The sequence below is a fragment of the Polymorphospora rubra genome (assembly GCF_018324255.1).
Classification (GTDB): domain Bacteria; phylum Actinomycetota; class Actinomycetes; order Mycobacteriales; family Micromonosporaceae; genus Polymorphospora; species Polymorphospora rubra.
In genome coordinates, this window is the sequence record NZ_AP023359.1 from 3,641,226 (window position 1) to 3,657,764 (window position 16,539).

A 16,539-nucleotide genomic window follows, 5' to 3' on the forward strand; every position below is an offset into this window, starting at 1 on the left:
CCGGGCCGGGCCCGTCCTGATCACCTGAGATGCATGGCTTCCCTCCTCAGCGAAGGTCGCTAGTCTGCAAGAGATGAAACTGCGGGACCTGCTCTACTCGGTTTACGAACGGCGGCTCACGGCGGGGCTCGCCGGTAAGCCGGTACCCCGCCACATCGGTGTCATGTGCGACGGCAACCGGCGCTGGGCCAAGGAGATGGGGTACGTCGACCCCAACGACGGCCACCGGGTCGGCGCTGTCAAGATCAAACACTTGCTCAACTGGTGCGATCAGGCCGGCGTCGAACACGTCACCCTCTACCTGCTGGCCACCGACAACCTCCGCCGCCCGGCCAGCCAACTCGACCCGCTGCTCAAGATCATCGAAGATCTAGTCGTCGAGTTCGCCGAGGAAGGCAACCCCTGGCGGCTGCGGATCGTCGGCGCCCTCGACCTCCTCCCCGCCCCGACCGCCGCCGCCCTCAAGGCGGCCCAGGAACGCACCCAGGCACGCACCGGCGGCGCCGAGGTCAACATCGCCGTCGGTTACGGCGGCCGCCGCGAGATCGCCGACGCCGTACGCTCCCTGCTGCACGAGCACGCCGCCGCCGGCGGCACCCTCGAAGAACTCGCCGAGATCCTCGACGTCGACCACATCGCCGAACACCTCTACACCCGCGGCCAGCCCGACCCCGACCTGGTCATCCGCACCAGCGGCGAGCAACGGCTGTCCGGCTTCCTGCTCTGGCAGTCGGCCCACTCCGAGTTCTACTTCTGCGACATCAACTGGCCCGACTTCCGCCGCGTCGACTTCCTCCGCGCACTGCGTTCGTACGCCCACCGCCAACGCCGCTACGGCGAATAGCTGAGTTGGCTGGTCCTCGCTCCGCGCGGACGGCTCGCTCCGCCCTGTGCACCGTCTTCGCCCTGTGGGCGTGACGGCTTCGCCGCATGTCCTCGGGCTCCAGACGGTGCGGCGGCGCTCGGTCTGAGTTTGCTGGCCTCGCTCCGGCTCGGCTGGCTCGCTCCGCTGCGCGCCGCCCCATGCACCGTCTTCGCCCTGCGGGCCGCGACCGCTTCGCGGCGCGGTCCTCGGGCTCCAGACGGTGCGGCGGCGCTCGGTCGACTCGCGACGTGGGACACGGTCACACCTGTCCACCGATCGCTTCGCCGACCGGGTTCGGTCGGTGGTCGTCACGGCCGACATCCGCCAGGATGCTTCGTACCTTCCGTCAAGGGTGGCGGCCGGGGCCGGAGCGTCCTCGATGATCCTCGTTCTTGATCTGGGCAGGAGGGACCCTACCCACGCTCGATAAGGTCTCTCCCGCTCAGATCAACTGGGCAACTCTGGCGACCCACCCCTCGCCGTGACCGACGTTCGGCACATATCGCCCTGGGTAGTGGTGGGTCGAACGGAGATCCCGCCCACGAACTGAGTGCGGTCGGGGTTATTCCGGCCGGATAACCCCGACCACGCTCACCTCGTCAACCGGCCGGGGCTGTCAGGGCGGCCCGGGCGCAGCGCACCACCGGGCCGGGCCGATCAGGTCCCGACAACGGCCCGCAGCCGTCACCGCTTGTCGGCCGTCCGACCGCCAGGGTCTGGACAGCCCGGTAACCCGCAATCCCAACACAATCCGAAACGGGTCGGCGAAGCAGTCGGGGGACAGGTGTGACCGCAACCGGAGTCGCGAGTCGACCGAGCGCCGCCGCACCGTCTGGAGCCCGAGGATCGCGCCGCGAAGCGGTCGCGGCCCGCAGGGCGAAGACGGTGCATGGGGCGGCGTGACGCGGAGCGAGCCAGCCGAGCCGGAGCGAGGCCAGCAACTCAGTCCGAGCGCCGCCGCACCGTCTGGAGCCCGAGGACATGCGGCGAAGCCGTCACATCTCGCGGGGCGAAGACGGTGCATGGGGCGGCGCGACGCGGAGCGAGGACCAGCTAACGGAGCTCGTGGACGGCTTCGGTGAGGAAGTCGGCGAGGGCTTCGGGGGAGTCGAGGGTCAGGTCGGCCGCGCTGGCGACCTCCTGCCCCGTTTCGGGGTTGGCCACGGCGACGCAGATGCCGAAGAAGTCGGGGTCGGCGGCTTCGCGGGCGCGTAGCGCGTTGAACGCCTTGATGTCGGAGACGTCGTCGCCGAAGTACCAGGCGCATCCGGCGGAACCGATCGCCGTTCCGATGACCTTGCCTTTGTCGCTGTCGACCGGTGGCTTGAGTTCGATGACCATCCGGCCGGCCTGGACGCGTAGCCCGAGTCGTTCGGCTTCGGCGGTGGCCCAGGCTTCGACGGTGGTGGCCAGCTGTGGGCTGGTCCGCCAGTGCAGGGCGACGGACAGGCGCTTGTATTCGATGAGGACCGCGGCGGGCAGTTCGGTCCGGGCGCGGGCCGCGAGTTCTTCCATCGCGGGGATCCACGGCAGCGCCGCGGGTTCGGTGACGGTTTCGCCGCCGCCGTGGCTGTGTTCGAGGCCGTAGAGCCCGTAGAGGTCGACGTGGGGTGCGGCCGCGAACCGGTCGCGCAGGAAGTCGACCGGTCGTGCCGAGACGATCGCGATGCGCTGGACGACCTCGGCCAGGGCGTCGAGCGCGGCCATCACCTTGGCGACGGGCTGCACCGTGGTGGGGTCGTCGCCGACCGGCGCCAGGGTGCCGTCGAAGTCGAAGAACATGACGCACCGGCCGGCCCGGCCGGCGGTGGCCTTCCAGGCCTGCTCCGCGGTTACCGGGCGGGTCAAAAGCTGGTCACCTGTCTTGTACGGCCGCACACGCGTCAGCCTACCCGGACCGCGGGCGTACCGGGCCCTTGATCAGCTGCGGTCGTCGCCGCCGCTCATGGCCCGGCGTCCGCCGAGTCGCGGGCCGAACGGCACGACCGCCGCATCCTGGCCGTGGCTGAGCAGGTAGCCCTCCACGAAGCCGGCGTTGCGGTCGTTGGTGTTCATGTCAATTTCATTCAGCCGGGCCACGAGGAACTCGGTGAGGGCGGTTATCCGCCCGTTGATCCGGTCGTACAGTTCGGCGACTATCGCCAGCATGATTCCGACGGTGGTGCCACCGACCAGGATCATGTTGATGACGCCGGGCACCTCTTTGTGATTGAGTACGGCGACCAGAATGTTGACGGTGAGGCACATCGTCGTGGAAACGGCCGCTACCACGATCGCTGTCGATTTCAGGGTCATGAGTAGACCCCTCCTTTTGTCCCGCAGGGCTGTGTTCGGCCTTGTCCCGTCCCCCCGCCGACGACGAGCCCAAGCAGTACAGACTGGGACGCTAGCGTGCCCGTTCGGTTGCTCGCACGACCTGGATGGCGGTCGGAACGCCTTCTTTCGCCATCTGAGGAAGTGGCCCCGGTTTGCCGGTACCACGTGCGGCCGTACCGGACCGGAAGAACCGGCCACGATGTCCGTTGGTTCGAATGGTGGAGGTGGGGCCGGCCGGCGGCCTCGGCGGAACCCCGTTCAACTGGCGCGCTTGCGGCCTTTGCGCGGCTCAATGGGAATCGGCGGCCGGTAGGCGAGGTAGCGGATCGTCTCACGGATGTGGAACTTCTCCGCCTCGGAGACGTTGGGGTCGACCAGTCGGCGCAGCAGTGCCTCGACATCGGGGTCCATCGGCGGTGCCGCCGGTGCCGGCCGGGCCGAGGTCTGCCGGTCCCACCCGAGTACGCCGAAGGCGACCGTCGGACTGATGCCGAGTCCCTCGCAGAACGCCACGACCCGCTCCGCCTCGGGGTCGCTGGCCCATTCGCCGCGTACCCATCGGTTGATGGTCTGGCGGGAAACCCCCGTCCGCCGGGAGACCTCGGAGCCGGTCCAGGCTCGTGTGGTTCGCGCGTCGTCCAGTGCTTTGCGGACGAAAGCGGCAAAGGCGATCTTGCGCCCGTGGGCGGTCTCCGGCACTGGGTGACGGTACGGCGAGGATTCGGTCTCACCGCCGACATGGTCATCTTTGTATTGTGTGCGTGACAGGGGTCCATGATTCCCTGTTAACGAGTCAGTCCTTGTGTTGAGGGGTGTCACAAGGACAGACTAGGTGGACTTAGGGTCGGCGCTAATCGTACGAAAAGCTGATGCTGTCACGCGTACGGTACGACTTACTCTTTGTCACGTGGTTGAGACGATCCGTGTTCAAACTGGTCACGCGTCTGGGACGGGAGGGACCTGGTGACCGAGCTCGCGACCCGAGCCCAGGCGTTCGGCCTGATCGCAGACGGAGTGGCCGCCGGACTCAGCGCCCCGTGGCGCATGTACCTGGCCCGCGGCTGTCGGTACCTGTCTCTCAACGTCGGCGACCGGGCCGAGTGGAACTCCTGGCGCACCCATCTCGGATGCCCCGAGCTGAGCGTGCGCGTCTACGACGCCGGCGGCGACATCCGCCGGGCCTCGATCGCCGAGGTGGTCATGGACGGCTGCCGGATCAGCGTCGAACTGGTCGAGGAGGTCAGCACCGACGACCTGGACCGGCTGCTCACCGACGACCCGAGCTCGTTCGACACGGAGGAGACATGAGCGCCTTCTTCGCGGTGTTCCTGGTGCTGCTGCTGGCCTCGTCCAGCTACGCGGCGGGCCGGCTCCACGGTCAGCTCAGCTACCGCATCGGCTACCGGTTCGGTTACCGGCAGGGCCATTTCGACGGCGACCGGGGGGCCTGGAACCGCCGGCGTCGAGAGGCGCAGGCGGCTATCGCCTCGGTGCTGGCGGTGCCATCACCCACGACACCCGACAACGCCCGCACCGACGTACGTCAGGGAACGACGTACACGGGCGCCTCTTTCGCGGGGACCGCGACCAACGGCGGACGGCACTCCATCAGACACGCTCGCCGGCCGGCATCCGTTGCCGGCGACGCGTGATGGGGTGAGCGGTCGCCCGCGATTGCGGTGCGTCGTCCGCGGCGGACACGCACCGTACGGGATCACCGTCAGACCGGTGACTGGTGATCCCTTACCGGCCGGGATGCGCGCAGGGGGCACGCATCCCGGCCGGTCCCTCCCCGTCGGCCGGGGATCCTCACGGATCCCCGGCCGACGCTTGCTTCGGATTCCCGGTCGGCGCGCACTGTGACGAGATCCTCACAACTGCCGCCAACCTGTGGGCGCCTCTAGCCCAGACGGCTTCCGGCCGGCTAGCGTTCCAGCCATGACCCGGGGGTGTCCCGGGTCAGCCGGCCGGCCTGGACCTGCGATTTTGACGCTACGGGGCCCGCATCCGACCCCGTTCGTCCGGGCACCGGACGAGGCGAGACGCGGGTGGTCGGGTGCACGCCCGCCGGAGCAGGCCTGTGACCACTCGCCGCACGAACACCCGGGCCAACCAGGACCCGGCCGCCGCCACCACGACCCGGTCCGCCAGGGCCGGACGGCGCGCCCCCACCGCCCCCGCCGACAGTGCGGAGCCCGCATCAGCGCGCCACGCCTACGTCCTGGACACCTCGGTTCTCCTGTCCGACCCGGCCGCCTTCCACCGCTTCGCCGAACACGAGGTCGTGATCCCGCTCGTGGTCATCTCCGAGCTGGAGGGCAAGCGGCACCATCCGGAACTCGGTTGGTTCGCCCGCCAGTCGCTGCGCATGCTCGACGAGCTGCGGATCAAGCACGGGCGGCTCGACGAGCCGGTGCCGACCAACGATCTCGGCGGCACGGTACGGGTGGAGCTCAACCACGCCGACGACGCCGTGCTGCCGCCCGGCTTCCGCAACGAGTCGAACGACACCCGGATCCTGTCGGTGGCGCTCAACCTCGTCGCCGAGGGGCGGACGGTCACCCTGGTCAGCAAGGACATGCCGCTGCGGGTCAAGGCGGCCTCGGTCGGGCTGACCGCCGACGAATATCGGCACGGCCAGGCCAGCGATCCGACCTGGACCGGCATGGCCGAGCTGGAGTTGGGCGAGGAGCAGATCAACCGCCTGTACGCCGGGGACGCGCTCGACGTCGACGAGGCGTCCGGCCTGCCCTGCCACACCGGGCTGGTGCTGCACTCGCCACGCGGGTCGGCGCTGGGCCGGGTGCAGCCCGACAAGACCGTACGGCTGGTCCGGGGTGACCGGGACGCCTTCGGCCTGCGGGGCCGCTCCGCCGAGCAGCGGGTGGCGCTCGACCTGCTCCTGGACGAGTCGATCGGGATCGTGTCGTTGGGCGGCCGGGCCGGCACCGGTAAGTCCGCGCTCGCGCTCTGTGCGGGGCTGGAGGCGGTGATGGAGCGGCGCCGGCACAAGAAGGTCATTGTCTTCCGGCCGCTGTACGCCGTCGGCGGCCAGGAACTCGGCTATCTGCCGGGCTCCGAGGCGGAGAAGATGTCGCCGTGGGCGCAGGCCGTCTTCGACACGCTCGGTGCCGTGGTGCACGAGAACGTGATGGAGGAGGTGATGGCCCGCGGGATGCTGGAGGTGCTGCCCTTGACCCACATCCGCGGGCGGAGCCTGCACGACGCGTACGTCGTGGTCGACGAGGCGCAGTCGCTCGAACGTAACGTCCTGCTCACGGTGCTGTCCCGGATCGGCCAGGGGTCACGGGTGGTGCTGACCCACGACGTGGCGCAGCGGGACAACCTGCGGGTCGGTCGCCACGACGGGGTGACCGCCGTCATCGAGGCACTCAAGGGGCATCCGCTGTTCGCCCATATGACACTCACCCGTTCGGAACGGTCACCCATTGCCGAAGTGGTGACCGACCTGCTGGAGGACATTCCCCGGTAGACGATGCGGCGCCACGCCACTTGGTCCCGTTTGAGGGTGATAAGTGGCGTGGCGCACATCACAATGTCGTTGGTTGATTGCCCAACCGCCGCACGGTGCGTAAGGGTGTTCGGCGGCGTGGAATCTCGACCGACGGAGTCGGCCACGCCGTGTCCGTGCCCCCGACGAAGGGACCACTTCGTGAGTCGGCCGTGGAGCCGGATCGGAGTCCGGTCGGCCGCTGTGGCGCTGCTCCTGACAGGCGTTGTCGGCGGTTACTACCTGGGCGAAGAACAGGACGTCCAGCAGCAGGGCATCAACGACCAGCGGGTCGCCCAGGTCGAGGCGGCGGAGCAGGCGTTGATCAAGGAGCGGCACGCCGCGCACACCGTGGCCAACGCGCAGAAGCGCCTCGCCGAGCGGGAAGCGGCCCGCAAGGCCGAGGAGGCGGCGAAGGCGGCCACCGAGCGGACCCGCAAGGCCGAGGAAGCGGCCAGCCGGAAGAAGCGCGAGGCGGCCGCCGCGGCGAACGACGCCAACGCGCCGGCCAAGCCCTACACCGGGCCGATCCCGGAGTCGTGCAACCAGTACAGCGGCAACCGCCAGATCGGCTGCGCGCTGCTGCTCCAGAGCGGGTTCGGGCTGGACCAGATGCCCTGCCTGGACAAGCTCTGGACCAAGGAGAGCGGCTGGAACCCCAAGGCGCACAACCGCTCGTCCGGCGCGTACGGCATCCCGCAGGCGGTGCCCGGTAACAAGATGGCCTCCGTCGGATCGGACTGGCAGACCAGTCCGGCCACCCAGATCAAGTGGGGGCTCGGTTACATCAAGGGGCGTTACGGCACCCCGTGCAGCGCGTGGCAGACGTCGCAGAACCAAGGCTGGTACTGAGCCGCGATCCTGACGCCGAAGGCGCCCGCGACCTTCAGGTCGCGGGCGCCTTCGCCGTTTCCGACTGGCGGCGGCTGCCGTGAGCTGATAGCTACTTGGGGATGGCGTACGACCAGAACTCCGGAAGTGGCGATCCACACCGGTTCGGCACCGAGGCGTTCTACGCCGCACTCGGCCGGGCCTTCGTCGCGATGTGCGCGGTCGTACCGGTGCTCTTCGTCATCGAGGCGCTCGACGTGTGGCTCGTCGCCGGATTCGATCCCGCGTTCGGGATCATCCCGCGCCGCATCGAGGGGCTCGACGGGGTCTTCTTCGGACCGTTTCTGCACCACGGCTTCGACCACCTCTACAGCAACAGCGTGCCGCTGATCCTGCTCGGCACGTTCGTGCTCGCCGCCGGGGCCCGCCGGTTCCTCTACTCCACGCTGGTGATCATCCTGGTCAGCGGACTCGGCGTGTGGTTCACCGGTTCGCCGCACTCCGTCGTCGTCGGCGCGAGCGGCGTGGTGTTCGGCTATCTCGGGCTGCTGCTCATGCGGGGCATCGTCGAGCGGAGCTGGTGGAACCTCGGCGTGGTCCTGCTGGTCGGCCTGCTCTACGGCTGGCAGTTGATCGGCATCCTGCCGACCGATCCGCAGGTGTCGTGGCAGGGGCACCTGTTCGGGTTCATCGGCGGGCTGCTCGCGGCGATCGTCTTCCGTCGCCGGCAGCCGGCGGTCCAGGATCCGTACTCCGCCTACTCCTGACGCCGGCATCGGCGAGACGGCTGTTGCCCGGCCGGATCCGGCCGCATACCGTCTTTGCCAAGCAGGTCCGGCGACGGAGGGCGGCTCATGCGGGAGATCGATGTAGCGATCGTGGGTGCCGGTCCCTCCGGCCTGTTCGCCGCCTACTACGCCGGGTTCCGGGGCCTTTCGGTCGCGGTGATCGACGCTCTGCCGGAGCCGGGCGGCCAGGTCACCGCGATGTACCCGGAGAAGATGATCTTCGACGTGGCCGGGTTTCCCGCGATCAAGGGACGCGACCTGGTCGCCAATCTCGTCGAGCAGGCCGCACCCTTCCGCCCGGACTACCTGCTCGGCGTACGCGCCCAGGAACTGTCGTATCTCGACGGCCGACCGGTGCTGCGCCTCGACACCGGCGAGGAACTGCTCTGCGGCTCAGTGATCATCACCGGTGGGCTCGGCAGCTTCACGCCCCGTCCGCTGCCCGCCGCCGCCACGTTCGCCGGCACCGGAATCGTGTTCTTCGTACCGCATCTGGCCGACCTGGCCGGGCACGACGTGTTGATCGTCGGCGGTGGCGACTCGGCGTTCGACTGGGCGCTCGCGTTGCAGCCGCTCGCCCGCTCGGTCACCCTCGTGCACCGGCGGGAGAAGTTCCGCGCCCACGCCGCCACGGTCGCCCGCGTCCAGCAGTTGCCGGTCCGGATCGTGGTCAACGCCGAGATCGCCAAGATCCACGGTGAGCTCGTGGTCACCGGCGCGGACATCGCCGTCAAGGGCGGGCCCGTCGAGACCCTGCCGGTCACCACCGTGGTCGCCGCGCTCGGTTTCACCGCCGACCTCGGACCGCTGGCCGACTGGGGGTTGGAACTCGACCGCCGGCACATCCGGGTGGACAGCACGATGGCCACCAACCGCCCCCGGGTCTTCGCCGCTGGCGACATCACCGAATACCCCGGCAAGGTGCGCCTCATCGCGACCGGCTTCGGCGAGGCGGCGACCGCCGTCAACAACGCGGCGGTGCTGATCGATCCGTCCGCCCACCTGTTCCCCGGCCACTCCTCCGACGCCGGCTGACCCCGCCCGGGCGCGACCCGACGGGTCGGTGCCGGCCGGCGCTCACCCCGCCCGGCGGCGTGGACGCAGGCCGCGGATGCCCGCGGCGACCAGGACCGCGACCAGGGTGAGCGCGGCGCCGACGATGGTGGTCACGCCCGGCCGTCCGGTCGGCGGCGGCACCAGTACGTCGAACAGGAGCGCACCGCCCACCTGCCCGGCGATCATCGACAGGCTGAGCAGCAGCACCCCGGTGTACTGGACCACGACCGCCGCCACCGCGATGAAGAAGGTGCCGATCACCCCACCCGTGTAGAGCCACGGCTCGGTGGGCCACTGCCCGTCCGGCCAGCCCCGTACGGCCACCACGACCACGAACGCGAACAGCAGCGCCGCCGTACCGGTGACGAAGTTGACGAACGACGCGGCGATCGCACTGCCGGAAGCGATCTTCACGTGGCCGTTGACCGCCTGCTGCCAGGCGATCCCCATCCCGGCGAGGGCGGGCAGCAGGGCCAGGGCGAGCGTCGACGGGCTGCCCAGCCGGTCGCTGACGGCGAGCAGGACGGCCAGTACGGTCAGCACCGCGCCGGCGAGGCGGGACGCGGTGACCGGCTGCCGGCCGGCCGGCCCGAACCCGGCCCGGTCGACGGCGAGGCTGCTGGTGGACTGGCCGGCGACCACGGCGACGATGAAGACGGCGACGCCGAGGGTGGCGACGGTCAGTCCCTGGGTGGCGACGAGGAACGCGCCGCAGACGCCGCCGAGGCACTGCCACGGTCGCAGGCCGCCGTCGCGGAGCGCCGTCCGCAGGGTACGCATGCCACGCCGGGCGGCCGGCACCGTCGCCGTCAGGACGGCCAGGATCAGCAGGCCGGAGCCGAAGGAGACGACGGCGGCGGCGATGCCGTCGTGCAGACGTACGCCCAGTTCGCCGTTGACCCGCGACTGGGCGGCCAGGGCGACGCCCGCGACCACGCCGAAGGCGACCCCGACCGCACGCCGGCTGGACGGGACGGTCGGGGTCGGGGCGGTGCCCGGTTCGGTGGCGGTCACTCCTGCTCGGCGATCGGTCGGCCGTCGAAGTCGACGGCCGAGTAGAGGGCGAGCTTCTCCAGCCGGTGGTAGGAGTCGATCACGCGGATCGTGCCGCTCTTGGACCGCATGACGATCGACTGGGTGTAGGCGCCGCCGGAGCGGTAACGCACACCACGCAACAGGTCGCCGGAGGTGACCCCGGTGGCGACGAAGAAGCAGTTGTCGCCGGTGACCAGGTCGTCGGTGGTGAGTACCCGGTCGAGGTCGTGCCCGGCCGCGACGGCCCGTTCCCGCTCGGCGTCGTCGTGCGGCCAGAGCCGGCCCTGGATCGCGCCACCCATGCACTTGAGCGCACAGGCGGCGGTGATGCCCTCCGGCGTGCCGCCGATGCCCATCAGGACGTCCACGTCGGACTCCAGGCGGGCGGCCGAGATGGCGCCGGCGATGTCGCCGTCGGAGATGAACCTGATCCGGGCGCCCGCGTCGCGGACCTCCTCGACGATGCGCTGGTGGCGGGGCCGGTCGAGGATGCAGACGGTGACGTCCGAGATGCTGGACTTCTTCACCCTGGCGATCCGGCGCAGGTTCTCGGTCACGCCGGCGGTGATGTCGATGACGTCCGCGCAGTCCGGGCCGACCGCCAGCTTCTCCATGTAGAACACCGCGCTGGGATCGAACATCGCGCCCCGCTCGGCGACCGCGAGCACCGCCAGGGCGTTGGGCATGCCCTTGCTCATCAGGGTGGTCCCGTCGACCGGGTCGACCGCGACGTCCACCTCCGGGCCGGTGCCGTCGCCGACCCGCTCCCCGTTGAAGAGCATCGGCGCGTTGTCCTTCTCGCCCTCGCCGATGACGACGATCCCGCGCATCTGGATCGAGTTGATCAGTTTGCGCATCGCGTCCACGGCGGCGCCGTCGCCGCCCTCCTTGTCACCGCGACCGACCCAGCGGCCGGCGGCCATGGCGGCGGCCTCGGTGACCCGGACCAGGTCCAGGGCGAGGTTGCGGTCCAGATTCTGCGGTACCCGGGTGCTTGTAGCGGTCATCGCGGTTACCTCACTCGTTCCGTCGGTCCGGTGTTGCCCGGCGGCTCGACCGCAGCCCTCGGCGCGGGCCGGCTGCGATCCCGTCCCGCGCTCATCGAACCCTCTTCCGGGGCCGGGCGGGGCGGTTCGCCTCGATCCTGGCATGAGCGGGGACTGAATGACCGTTCGGGGCGTCGGTGGTGCGGATCGCGGCGCCGGCGGCTGCCCCGCCGGCCGCTGGTGGCGGCTGTCAAGATGGGGTACGTGGAACCAGCCCAGCCCGCCGAGCGTGGGCCAGTACCCCCGCCCGGGCGGACGACCGCCGACACCGACACCGACCTGCTCGCCGGCTCTGATCCGGCGGCCGCCGCACCGGCCGGCGCGGATCCCGACGTGCCGCCGCCCGGGGCGGGCGAACCCGTCGCCAGATCCGAGCGGTCGCCGAAGGACATGGCGATCTCGCTGCTCGTACTGCTGGTGCCGATCGCCCTGGTGTTCGGCTTCTACCGGATCTTCCTCGGCGCCGACGAGCCGGTGGTGATCGATCCCGCGCCCGCGGTGGCCCAGGCGCGTTCGGCCGGCGCGTTCGAGGTGATCGATCCCACCGGTGTCGACGACGGCTGGCGGCCGGTCACCGCCAACTTCAACGGCGCCGACGGCAGCGCGACCCTGCGCGTCGGTTACGTCTCCCCGAGGGCGAGGGGGTGCAGCTCGTGCAGAGCGACGTGCCGGCGGAGACGCTGCTGCCCCAGGAGCTGACCGCGGACGGGCAGCCGCAGGGCGTCATCGAGATCGGCGGGCGTACCTGGCAGCGCTACACCGCCCGGCCCGGTGAGCGGGCGCTGGTCCTGCTCGAACCCGAGCGCACCGTCATGGTGGTCGGCTCGGCGACCGAGGCCGAACTGCGCGACCTGGCGGATGCCCTGGAGTGATCCCGCAGGGCGCTCCAAGTGTTCTTCAAGCATTCCTTCCATGACGTCTTCCTAGGCTTCCGGGCGTAGCCGCCCGGCCGATCCTGGGGTCGGGGCAGACCCATGGAGAAGTTCTCGTGAAGACCCTTCGGCGGGCCCTCGCCGGTCTCGTCGCCGCCTCCCTGCTCGCCTTCGGTACGACCGGCTGCATACGGGTCTGGTGGCACAGCGCGCCGGAGAACGATGCCGCGCCCAGCGTGAGCCCGACGCCCGACCTGCGCCAGGCGTTGCTCGACTCGACCAAGGTGTTCGACGGGGGCAACTTCGCCTTCACCCTCACCGGCGGCTCCGAGGACATGGCGGGTGTGGAGGATGCGGCCAGTAACAGCGCCGCCGTCAAAGCCCTGTTCGAGATCGACGGCGAGCCGGGCACGCTGGAGTTCATCCTCATCGACGAAGACCTGTGGGTGCGGATCGACTACGGGGACAAACTCAACAGGACCATGGGCATCGACGCGTGGAGTGACAAGTACCTCCTTATCGACCAGACCCGCGCGCCGGACCTGCTGGACCCGCCCGGGGAATCCGACGAGTCGGATCCGGCGTCCGCCGCCGCGCTATTCCGGACGGCCACCGACGTGCGGGACACCGGGGCCGGCACCTACCGCGGCACCGTCGACCTCGGCAAGGTGACCGATTCGATGCTTCTCGACGAGGCGATGCACGAGGCGCTCGGCGCGGCAGCCGCGTCCATTCCGTTCGAAGCCCGGATCGACGCGGAGGGCCGGCTGGTCGAGCTGAGCATCTCGACCCCCGCCGCCGGGGAGATCGAGGCCCGAAACATCAAGATCGTGTACAGCCAGTTCGGGACGGCGACCCCACCACGCAGGCCGACGGCCGCCCAGAGCATGCGGGCCCCCGACGCGGCGTACGAGCTGTTGACCGACTGACCGCGGCTTCGGCGCGCGAAGACGTCCCGAAGCCGTGCCTCCCAGCGGTGCGGCAGCGGGACCGACGCCGCCCGTCAGGCGCTCTCGCGGGCCTGACGGGCGGCGTCCAACCGGTCGCGGGCGCCGTCCAGCCAGCGCTGGCAGATGTCGGCGAGCCGTTCGCCGCGCTCCCACAGTGCCAGTGACTCCTCCAGCGAGGTGCCACCGGCCTCCAGCCGTTCGACCACCGTCGCCAGTTCGGCGCGGGCCTGCTCGTAGGTCAACCGCTCGTCGGCGGTGTCGCCGCGGGTCTTCTGCTCGCTCAACGTGGTCCTTCCCATCCTCAGCCGTCGACGGTCGCGCCCAACTCGCCCTCGGCGAGCCGGAGCCGGATCTGGTCGCCCTTCGCCACCTCGCCGGCCGCCCGGACGACGTGGCCGTCGGCGCGCTGCACGATCGCATAGCCCCGCTGCAGCGTCGCCGCCGGTGACAGGGCCCGCAGCCGGGCCAGCGTCTGCCGCAGGTCGCCGGCGGCCGCGGTGAGCCGGTGGTCGAGGCAGCGGCCGGCCCGGTCGCGCAGCCCGCGTACGTCAACGACCCGCTGCTCGATCATCACCTCCGGCCGGGCGAGGACCGGCCGGGAGCGGACCGCGTCGAGGCGCTGCCGCTCGCGGTCCAGCAGGCCGACCACGGCGCGGTCGAGGCGCTGCCGGGCCTGCCGGATCAGCCGCAGCTCCTCGGCCAGGTCGGGCACGATCCGCTTGGCGGCGTCGGTCGGGGTCGAGGCGCGTACGTCGGCGACGTAGTCGACCAGCGGAATGTCGGTCTCGTGGCCGATGGCGCTGACCACCGGCGTACGGCAGCCGAAGACCGCCCGGCACAGCGCCTCGTCGGAGAAGGGCAGCAGGTCCTCGACGCTGCCGCCGCCCCGGGCCAGGACGATCACGTCGATGCTGTCGTCGGCGTCGAGCACCCGGAGCGCGTCGACGATCTGCGGCACGGCGGTCGGTCCCTGGACCGGCACGTTGACCACCCGGAACTCCACCGCCGGCCAGCGCCGCCGGGCGTTGGTGAGCACGTCGCGTTCGGCCGCCGAGGCCCGTCCGGTGATCAGGCCCACCCGGGCGGGCAGGAACGGTGGGCGACGCTTGCGGGCCCGGTCGAAGAGCCCCTCGGCGGCCAGCAGCTTCTTCAGCTTCTCCAGCCGGGCCAGCAGTTCGCCCAGCCCGACCTGCCGGATCTCGTCGGCGCGCAGGCTCAGCGTGCCCCGGGCCGCGTAGAACTCGGGTCGGGCGTGCAGCACCACCCGGGCGCCCTCGGCCAGCTCGGGTGCCCCGGCGTCGAGCACGTCGCGGTTGGTGGTCACGGTCAGGCTGAGATCGGCCGAAGGATCACGCAGGGTGAGGAACACGGTGCTGGCGCCCGGCCGTCGGCTGATCTGGGCCACCTGCCCGTCGACCCAGACCCAGCCCAGCTTGGCGATCCAGGCGCTCACCTTCTGGCTCACCACGCGTACCGGCCACGGCTCTTCGGGGGTGCTGCGGGGCGTCTCGGCCTGGGTCACCGGGCCAGCCTACGACCGGCCACCGACACGGCCCGCGAGCGCGGTCGGCGCGCCGGTCCCGGTCCTGGGCGTGCGGCGGGTCCCGGTGTGCCAGCGCTCGCGGCCGCTGCCGCCATCGGCGGGCCCACGTACGATGGGGCACGTGACCGAGGCCCAGGCGATCCCCCAGACCCGTAAGCGCGTGCTGCTGGCCAAGCCCCGCGGCTACTGCGCCGGCGTGGACCGCGCGGTGCAGACCGTCGAGGAGGCGCTCAAGCTCTACGGGGCGCCGATCTACGTACGCAAGCAGATCGTGCACAACAAGCACGTCGTGTCGACCCTGGAACGCCAGGGCGCGATCTTCGTGGAGGAGAACGAGGAGGTGCCCGAGGGGTCGATCGTGATCTTCTCGGCACACGGCGTGGCGCCGGAGGTGCACGAGCAGGCGAAGGCGCGCTCGCTGAAGGCGATCGACGCGACCTGCCCGCTGGTCACCAAGGTCCACCAGGAGGCGAAGCGGTTCGCCGCCGAGGACTACGACATCCTGCTCATCGGGCACGAAGGGCACGAAGAGGTCGTCGGCACCGCCGGCGAGGCCCCGGCCCACGTCCAGCTCGTCGACGGGCCCGACGGGGTCGACAAGGTTACCGTGCGTGACCCCTCGAAGGTCGTCTGGCTGTCGCAGACCACGCTCTCGGTCGACGAGACGATGGAGACGGTCGCCCGCCTCAAGCGCCGGCTGCCCCTGCTCCAGTCGCCGCCCAGCGACGACATCTGCTACGCGACCTCCAACCGGCAGCACGTCGTGAAGCAGATCGCCCCGGACTGCGACGTGGTGATCGTGGTCGGCTCCCGCAACTCCTCCAACTCCGTACGTCTGGTGGAGGTGGCCCTGGACGCCGGCGCGCGGGCCGGCCACCTGGTCGACTACGCCTCCGAGATCTCCGACGAGTGGCTGGCCGGCGCGACCACGGTCGGCCTCACGTCCGGCGCCAGCGTCCCGGACGACCTGGTGATGGAGGTGCTCGACCATCTCGCCGAGCGCGGCTTCACCGACGTCGCCGAGGTGACGACGGCCGACGAGCGGTTGACCTTCTCGCTTCCGCAGGAGCTGAAGCGGGACATGAAGGCGGCGGCCGCCACCCGCTCCGCCGACGCCGCCGCGCTCGCCGCCGGCGTGGCGGGCGCCTGATCCGACCAGGTGGGAACGGGGCCGGGCGCCAGCGCGTCGAAGATCGTATGAAGAGGTTCCGGAAGGTCCTGCCCGGCCTGGCCCTCTGCCTGGTGGTGGGGGCCTGTGCCCAGGACGGGACGGCCGCGCCGTCGTCCCGTCCGACGGAAGGAGCGACCGTGACGAGCCCACCCGCGCAGCCACCCCCGTCCGGATTCGAGGACCTGCCGGTGCCGACGGCCAAGCCGACCCCGGACCCGACGGCGACCCGGCCCGGCCCCGGCGCGACGACCGCTCCGGGCCCCACCCGGCGGCCGCCGGGTCTGATGACCCTGACCGGCACCGTGACCGCCGGGGTGGAACCCGGCTGTTTCCTGCTCGACGGCTATCTGCTGGTCGGCGGCACGCCCACGGTCAGGGCCGGCGCCCGGGTCACCGTCACCGGACGGGTGCAGGCCGACATGATGACCACCTGCCAGCAGGGCACGCCGTTCGTGGTCGAGACCGTCGAACCGGCCTGAGCCGACCCACGGACCGGCACGGCGTCGCCGCACCGGACGGTGGCCCGAACACGGAGGAGCCCGCCCCCACCGGGGA

Annotated in this window: 17 protein-coding genes and 1 pseudogene; 11 read left to right on the forward strand and 7 right to left on the reverse strand. The window is 70.9% G+C overall.

The window, feature by feature from the left end; translation table 11 throughout:
• The first annotated feature begins 73 nt into the window (after nt 1–73).
• Complete coding sequence (locus tag Prubr_RS16740; RefSeq protein ID WP_212826503.1) at nt 74–844, forward strand: isoprenyl transferase; 771 nt, start codon at nt 74–76, stop codon at nt 842–844.
• A 1,074-nt stretch (nt 845–1,918) separates the two neighbouring features.
• Here the strand turns inward: Prubr_RS16740 and otsB are convergent.
• The 3 genes from otsB to Prubr_RS16755 all read right to left on the reverse strand — a co-directional run bounded on the left by otsB (nt 1,919) and on the right by Prubr_RS16755 (nt 3,880).
• Nucleotides 1,919–2,743, reverse strand: coding sequence for a trehalose-phosphatase (otsB, locus tag Prubr_RS16745; protein WP_425518024.1), 825 nt, complete (start codon nt 2,741–2,743; stop codon nt 1,919–1,921).
• Nucleotides 2,744–2,785: 42 nt separating this feature from the next.
• Nucleotides 2,786–3,160 carry a hypothetical protein gene (locus Prubr_RS16750; protein ID WP_212826505.1) on the reverse strand — a complete coding sequence of 125 codons (375 nt, stop codon included), beginning with the start codon at nt 3,158–3,160 and terminating at the stop codon, nt 2,786–2,788.
• 279 nt (nt 3,161–3,439) lie between these two features.
• Nucleotides 3,440–3,880 (reverse strand): helix-turn-helix domain-containing protein, encoded by a 441-nt coding sequence (locus Prubr_RS16755; RefSeq protein ID WP_212826507.1) that lies wholly within the window; start codon nt 3,878–3,880, stop codon nt 3,440–3,442.
• Nucleotides 3,881–4,144: 264 nt separating this feature from the next.
• Here Prubr_RS16755 and Prubr_RS16760 point away from each other — a divergent pair, with 264 nt between their 5' ends.
• From Prubr_RS16760 to Prubr_RS16785, 6 genes are all read left to right on the forward strand, one after another.
• Entirely contained in the window at nt 4,145–4,489 is a 345-nt protein-coding gene (locus tag Prubr_RS16760) for a hypothetical protein (RefSeq protein ID WP_212826509.1), read from the forward strand.
• Complete coding sequence (locus Prubr_RS16765; protein ID WP_212826512.1) at nt 4,486–4,833, forward strand: hypothetical protein; 348 nt, start codon at nt 4,486–4,488, stop codon at nt 4,831–4,833. Before Prubr_RS16760 ends, Prubr_RS16765 begins: the two co-directional genes overlap by 4 nt.
• Before the next feature lie 428 nt (nt 4,834–5,261).
• Nucleotides 5,262–6,674, forward strand: coding sequence for an RNA 5'-3' helicase PhoH2 (phoH2, locus tag Prubr_RS16770; protein ID WP_212826514.1), 1,413 nt, complete (start codon nt 5,262–5,264; stop codon nt 6,672–6,674).
• A gap of 180 nt (nt 6,675–6,854) precedes the next feature.
• Complete coding sequence (locus tag Prubr_RS16775) at nt 6,855–7,544, forward strand: aggregation-promoting factor C-terminal-like domain-containing protein (protein ID WP_212826516.1); 690 nt, start codon at nt 6,855–6,857, stop codon at nt 7,542–7,544.
• Between the two features lie 101 nt (nt 7,545–7,645).
• Entirely contained in the window at nt 7,646–8,290 is a 645-nt protein-coding gene (locus tag Prubr_RS16780; RefSeq protein ID WP_212826518.1) for a rhomboid family intramembrane serine protease, read from the forward strand.
• Between the two features lie 87 nt (nt 8,291–8,377).
• Nucleotides 8,378–9,346: an NAD(P)/FAD-dependent oxidoreductase gene (locus tag Prubr_RS16785; protein ID WP_212826520.1), complete on the forward strand. Its 969-nt coding sequence runs from the start codon at nt 8,378–8,380 to the stop codon at nt 9,344–9,346.
• Nucleotides 9,347–9,388: 42 nt separating this feature from the next.
• Here the strand turns inward: Prubr_RS16785 and Prubr_RS16790 are convergent, their stop codons facing one another.
• Entirely contained in the window at nt 9,389–10,381 is a 993-nt protein-coding gene (locus Prubr_RS16790; RefSeq protein ID WP_212826522.1) for a DMT family transporter, read from the reverse strand.
• A complete protein-coding gene (glpX, locus tag Prubr_RS16795; RefSeq protein WP_212826524.1) occupies nt 10,378–11,409 on the reverse strand; it encodes a class II fructose-bisphosphatase in 1,032 nt (343 codons plus the stop codon). Before glpX ends, Prubr_RS16790 begins: the two co-directional genes overlap by 4 nt.
• A 243-nt stretch (nt 11,410–11,652) precedes the next feature.
• Here glpX and Prubr_RS16800 point away from each other — a divergent pair.
• A pseudogene (locus Prubr_RS16800) lies at nt 11,653–12,320 on the forward strand (DUF4245 domain-containing protein).
• A 116-nt stretch (nt 12,321–12,436) separates the two neighbouring features.
• A complete protein-coding gene (locus Prubr_RS16805) occupies nt 12,437–13,249 on the forward strand; it encodes a hypothetical protein (protein ID WP_212826527.1) in 813 nt (270 codons plus the stop codon).
• A 74-nt stretch (nt 13,250–13,323) separates the two neighbouring features.
• Here the strand turns inward: Prubr_RS16805 and Prubr_RS16810 are convergent, their stop codons facing one another.
• Both Prubr_RS16810 and xseA read right to left on the reverse strand, forming a co-directional pair.
• Entirely contained in the window at nt 13,324–13,554 is a 231-nt protein-coding gene (locus tag Prubr_RS16810) for an exodeoxyribonuclease VII small subunit (RefSeq protein WP_246568754.1), read from the reverse strand.
• Between the two features lie 17 nt (nt 13,555–13,571).
• Nucleotides 13,572–14,792, reverse strand: a complete 1,221-nt coding sequence (gene xseA, locus Prubr_RS16815) for an exodeoxyribonuclease VII large subunit (RefSeq protein ID WP_212826531.1) — start codon at nt 14,790–14,792, stop codon at nt 13,572–13,574.
• Nucleotides 14,793–14,934: 142 nt separating this feature from the next.
• Here xseA and Prubr_RS16820 point away from each other — a divergent pair, with 142 nt between their 5' ends.
• Together Prubr_RS16820 and Prubr_RS16825 are read left to right on the forward strand one after the other, a co-directional pair.
• A complete protein-coding gene (locus Prubr_RS16820) occupies nt 14,935–15,963 on the forward strand; it encodes a 4-hydroxy-3-methylbut-2-enyl diphosphate reductase (protein ID WP_212826533.1) in 1,029 nt (342 codons plus the stop codon).
• A gap of 158 nt (nt 15,964–16,121) precedes the next feature.
• The gene (locus tag Prubr_RS16825) at nt 16,122–16,463 is read left to right on the forward strand and encodes a hypothetical protein (protein WP_343221664.1); all 342 of its coding nucleotides are present in this window, start codon (nt 16,122–16,124) and stop codon (nt 16,461–16,463) included.
• The last annotated feature ends 76 nt before the right edge of the window (nt 16,464–16,539 follow it).

What these genes read in the sequence shown, in the direction of transcription:
- Prubr_RS16740 (WP_212826503.1), top strand. Translation starts at nt 74, where the DNA reads ATGAAACTGCGGGACCTGCTCTACTCGGTTTACGAACGGCGGCTCACG.
- Prubr_RS16750 (WP_212826505.1), bottom strand. Translation starts at nt 3,160, where the DNA reads ATGACCCTGAAATCGACAGCGATCGTGGTAGCGGCCGTTTCCACGACG.
- Prubr_RS16765 (WP_212826512.1), top strand. Translation starts at nt 4,486, where the DNA reads ATGAGCGCCTTCTTCGCGGTGTTCCTGGTGCTGCTGCTGGCCTCGTCC.
- Prubr_RS16780 (WP_212826518.1), top strand. Translation starts at nt 7,646, where the DNA reads ATGGCGTACGACCAGAACTCCGGAAGTGGCGATCCACACCGGTTCGGC.
- Prubr_RS16785 (WP_212826520.1), top strand. Translation starts at nt 8,378, where the DNA reads ATGCGGGAGATCGATGTAGCGATCGTGGGTGCCGGTCCCTCCGGCCTG.
- glpX (WP_212826524.1), bottom strand. Translation starts at nt 11,409, where the DNA reads ATGACCGCTACAAGCACCCGGGTACCGCAGAATCTGGACCGCAACCTC.